The organism is Rhodosalinus sp., assembly GCF_041685465.1.
Lineage (GTDB): Bacteria > Pseudomonadota > Alphaproteobacteria > Rhodobacterales > Rhodobacteraceae > Rhodosalinus.
In genome coordinates, this window is sequence record NZ_JAWLFS010000240.1 from 1 (window position 1) to 4,264 (window position 4,264).

The window sequence follows — 4,264 nt, forward strand, 5'->3', positions numbered from 1 at the left end:
CGCCTCAGGCTTCGAGGTCGAAGCGGTCGGCGTTCATCACCTTCGTCCAGGCGGCGATGAAATCCTCCACGAACTTCCGCTGGTTGTCGTCCTGCGCATAGACCTCGGCACAGGCCCGCAGGATCGAGTTCGAGCCGAAGACCAGATCGACGCGCGTCGCCGTCCACTTCACCGCGTCGGTCTTGCGGTCGCGGATCTCGTAGAGGTTCTCGGCCACGGGCTCCCACTTGTAGGCCATGTCGGTGAGGTTGACGAAGAAATCCGTCGTCAGAGCACCGGCCCGCTCGGTGAAGACGCCATGCGCCGTGCCGCCGTGGTTGGCGCCGAGGGCACGCATGCCGCCGACCAGCACCGTCATCTCGGGTGCGGTGAGGCCCAGAAGCTGCGTGCGGTCGAGCAGCAGCTCCTCCGGCTGAACGACGTAGTCCTTCTTCAGCCAGTTGCGGAAACCGTCGGCGACGGGCTCCAGCGGCTCGAAGGACGCGGCGTCGGTCATCTCCTCGGTGGCGTCGCCGCGGCCGGCCGCGAAGGGCACCTCCACGTCGAAACCGGCCGCCCCGGCCGCCTGCTCGATGCCGACGTTGCCGGCGAGGACGATGGTGTCCGCGACGCTCGCCCCGAAACGCTCGGCCAGCGGCTCGAGCACGGAGAGGACGCGGGCCAGCCGCTCGGGCTCGTTGCCCTCCCAGTCCTTCTGGGGCGCGAGGCGGATGCGCGCGCCGTTGGCGCCGCCGCGCATGTCGGACTGACGGAAGGTGCGCGCGCTGTCCCAGGCGGTCGCGACCATGTCGGCCACGGACAGCCCGCTCTCGGCGATCGCCGCCTTGAGGCCACCGATGTTGTAGTCGGTCGCGCCGGCCGGCACCGGATCCTGCCAGATCAGGTCCTCGTCGGGGGCCTCGGGGCCGATGTAACGCTCCTTCGGGCCCATGTCGCGGTGCGTGAGCTTGAACCAGGCGCGCGCGAAGGTCTCCGAGAAGTACTCGGGGTCGTTATAGAACTTCTCCGAGATCTTCCGGTAGGCCGGGTCCATCTTCATGGCCATGTCGGCGTCGGTCATGATCGGGTTGAGGCGCGTCACGCCATCCTCGACGTCAACCGGCCGGTCCTCTTCCTTGATGTCGACCGGCTCCCACTGCCATGCACCGGCGGGCGACTTCCGCAGCTCCCACTCGTAGTTGAGCAGAAGATAGAAGTAGCCATTGTCCCACTGCGTCGGATGCGTGGTCCAGGCGCCTTCGATGCCGCTGGTGACCGTGTCGCGGCCGACGCCGCGCGAGACGTGGTTGTTCCAGCCGAGGCCCTGCTCGTGCACGTCCGCGGCCTCGGGGTCGGGGCCGAGCTCGGTCGCGTCGCCGTTGCCGTGGCACTTGCCGACGGTGTGGCCGCCCGCGGTCAGCGCGACGGTCTCCTCGTCGTTCATCGCCATCCGCGCGAAGGTCTCGCGCACCTGCTCGGCGGTCTTGAGCGGATCGGGCTGGCCGTTCACCCCCTCGGGGTTCACGTAGATCAGGCCCATCTGCACCGCGGCGAGCGGGTTTTCCATCGTCGCCGGGTTCTCGAGATCGCCGTAGCGGCTGTCGGACGGCGCGAGCCACTCCTTCTCGGAGCCCCAGTAGACGTCCTTCTCGGGGTGCCAGATGTCCTCGCGGCCGTAGGCGAAGCCGTAGGTCTTCAGGCCCATCGATTCGTAGGCGACGTTGCCGGCGAGGATGATGAGGTCGGCCCAGCTCAGCCGGTTGCCGTACTTCTTCTTGATCGGCCAGAGCAGGCGGCGTGCCTTGTCGAGGTTGGTGTTGTCCGGCCAGGAGTTCAGCGGCGCGAAGCGCTGGTTGCCGGTGCCGCCGCCGCCGCGGCCGTCGGCGATCCGGTAGGAGCCGGCCGCGTGCCACGCCATGCGGATCATCAGGCCGCCGTAATGGCCCCAGTCGGCCGGCCACCACTCCTGGCTTTCGGTCATCAGCGCCTTGAGATCGGCCTTGACCGCGTCGAAGTCCAGCTCACGGACCTCCTTGCGGTAGTCGAAGGCCTCGCCCATCGGGTTCGTCTTGCGGTCGTGCTGATGCAGGATGTCGAGGTTCAGGGCGTTCGGCCACCACTCCATGTTCGAGGTGCCGATTTCCGTGAGCCCCCCGTGCATCACCGGGCATTTGCCGTCGGGCGCGTCGCTTCCGTCCATGTCGGTTTCTCCACTCAGGATAACGGGTGCAGCGGGCCGGCCACCGGGCGCGCGTGTCGCCGCTCGGGACCGGCCCCTTGACGCCACCTGCATAGCAAGTTTCTCTTATTGACGGAAGTCGAAAAGAACGATCACTCTTATCGTAAATCTCTATAACTCACCCTCCGGACACCGCCGCACATGATCACGCTCCGCCATCTCCGCTTCCTCGTCGCCGTGGCCGACGAGTTGAGCTTCTCGCGCGCCGCGCGGCGCTGTCACGTCACGCAGCCGACACTCAGCGCCGGGCTGCGCGAACTCGAGGACCGGCTCGGCGTGCGGCTCGTGGAGCGCGACCGCCGCTCGGTCGTGATGACCGCGCTCGGCACCGAGATCGCGACGCGCGGTCGCAAGCTCCTGACCGATGCGCAGGAGATCGAGGACCTCGCCACCGCGCATCTCAAGCCCGAGGAAGGCGATCTGCGCCTCGGCACGATCCCGACGGTGGGCCCCTTCCTGCTGCCGCGCGCGCTGACGCTGCTGCGGGCGCGGTTCCCGGCCCTGCGCCTCTTCCTGCGCGAGGAGATGACCGACAGCCTGATCGACGGCGTGGCCTCCGGTCGGCTCGACCTCGCGCTGATCGCCCTGCCCTACGACACCGGCGGCCTCGCCGTGCATCCGCTCTTCGAGGACGGCTATCACCTCGCCACGCCGCCCGGCGCCTCGGCCGACGACACGCTGGAGGCCGGGCGCCTTCTGCTGCTGGAACGGGGACACTGCCTGCAGGAGCATGCGCTCGCCTCGATGCCGAAGCGCCGCCTGCAGCGCGACGAGAGCTTCGAGGCGACGAGCCTGCCGACGCTCACGGCGATGGTGGCGGAGGGGCTCGGCGCGACGCTCCTGCCGGATCTCGCGGTGCGCGCGGGGGTGGCGGCGGGGCAGCCGGTACAGCTTACCCCCCTGCCCGAGGCGCGCCCGCGCAAGGTGGCGCTCGTCTGGCGCCGCACCTCCCCGCGCGAGGCTGCCTTCACCCGGCTGGGCGAGGTTCTCCGCGCGGCGCATGGCGAACTCCGGTGAGCGCGGCGGCCGGACCGGTGGGCCGCGCGCCCGGACCGGGCTGCACGGGCAGGCTGCCCGCCACGCAGCCCGGCGCCCCGTCTTTTCGGTCCTGGCCGCTGCGCCGAGCAGGGACAGCGGCGGCAGACCTCACGGGCCGTCCGAGCGCACGGGCGGGCTTGTCGATGCCGTCTCCGGCGGCGTCGGCCGGGCCGCGCGAGACGCCCGTCAGTCGAAGCGCACGACCATCGGGCTCGTCTCGACGGGCCAGCGGCCGCTCCGGGGTCGGCCCTCCGCCCCGGTCACGACGTAGCTCGCACCGCCGTAATACCGTAACGTCCGGAGCGCCTCGGGCAGGGTCTCCGGGTCTGCCGCGGAGGCGAAGAGCCACGTGCGCCCCTCCGCGTCCCGCTCGACCCAGGCCCGCGCCCGGCCGGCCTCCGCCTGCTCCGGCGGCGCGCCGGGAAGGAGCCGCGCGCGGAGCGCGGCGACATCGGCGGTGGCGCCCGCGACGACGACCGCATCGGCGTCGGCCGGTCCGTCTCCGTTCCAGTCGACGCGCGCGGCCTCCGGCCCGATCAGCGCCTCGGCGACCGACTCGCCCGCCGGATGCACGGCGACACGCTCGGCCGACCGCGCATCGCGGAGCGTCGGCGCCAACTCCCCGTCGAGGAGGCGCCGCGCCACGTCGAAGCCCGGATCGACGGTGAGCGCCTGCGGCTGCGCGTCACTGGTGAGCGTGGCCTGCCCCTGCCGCCCGCGCATCTCGACGATGTGCCGCTGCGCGCCGTCCGCGGTCTCCAGACGCACCGGCACCCGCAGGCGCCAGACCGGCGCCGGCTGGGTCAGCGTCACCCTGACCCTGTACCCTTCGGCCGTCTCGGACACCTCGGAGCGCTCCAGCCGCACCGCGGGCAGGCCCGGCCGGTCGAGCCACTGATCGAAGAACCAGCCGAGCTCCGCGCCCGCCTCCGCCTCGACGGCGCTGCGCAGATCGGCCCACCCCGCCGCGCCGCCCCGGTTCTCGTCCCAGAAGCGCCGGAGCGCCGC

3 protein-coding genes are annotated in these 4,264 nt (G+C 71.2%); 1 reads left to right on the forward strand and 2 read right to left on the reverse strand.

Annotated features, from left to right (window positions below; all coding sequences use genetic code 11):
- Positions 1-4: 4 nt before the first annotated feature.
- The gene (katG, locus tag ACESL7_RS13495; protein WP_372893830.1) at positions 5-2,179 is read right to left on the reverse strand and encodes a catalase/peroxidase HPI; all 2,175 of its coding nucleotides are present in this window, start codon (positions 2,177-2,179) and stop codon (positions 5-7) included.
- Between the two features lie 180 nt (positions 2,180-2,359).
- Between katG and ACESL7_RS13500 the strand changes: the two genes are divergently transcribed.
- Positions 2,360-3,235, forward strand: coding sequence for a hydrogen peroxide-inducible genes activator (locus ACESL7_RS13500; protein ID WP_372893831.1), 876 nt, complete (start codon positions 2,360-2,362; stop codon positions 3,233-3,235).
- Positions 3,236-3,442: 207 nt separating this feature from the next.
- Here the strand turns inward: ACESL7_RS13500 and ACESL7_RS13505 are convergent.
- Positions 3,443-4,264: M1 aminopeptidase family protein (locus ACESL7_RS13505; protein WP_372893832.1), on the reverse strand; the 822-nt coding region annotated here is incomplete at its 5' end.

Bases quoted from the DNA above. Each gene is read 5' to 3' on its own strand.
- katG (WP_372893830.1), bottom strand. From the start codon at position 2,179: ATGGACGGAAGCGACGCGCCCGACGGCAAATGCCCGGTGATGCACGGG.
- ACESL7_RS13500 (WP_372893831.1), top strand. From the start codon at position 2,360: ATGATCACGCTCCGCCATCTCCGCTTCCTCGTCGCCGTGGCCGACGAG.